Genomic DNA, 229 nt, shown 5'->3' on the forward strand with positions numbered 1-229 from the left:
GGTGGGTGTCTTCGGTTTTTTCTCGCACATAGTACTGTATGTGGATGATAACAAAGCGCAAAGACTGACTGATAAAGCGATAGTGATTCGCTGGCATAAGCTGTTTAAAGGTAACTGGCTGACGCAAAAATACATCAATGGCGATGAACTGAGTGTGTCGGAGCAGGGCATGCTAACGGATGATATTGCTGAATTCAGATTGCGGCTAGCGAGTATCAGCTGGTTTATG

At 45.0% G+C, this 229-nt stretch carries 1 pseudogene; it reads left to right on the plus strand.

Going from position 1 to position 229, the window contains the following annotated elements:
* Window positions 1-229: pseudogene (locus TW77_RS25515) on the plus strand (transposase); the annotation flags it as partial.

The sequence above is a fragment of the Pseudoalteromonas rubra genome, from assembly GCF_000967655.1.
GTDB lineage: Bacteria > Pseudomonadota > Gammaproteobacteria > Enterobacterales > Alteromonadaceae > Pseudoalteromonas > Pseudoalteromonas rubra_A.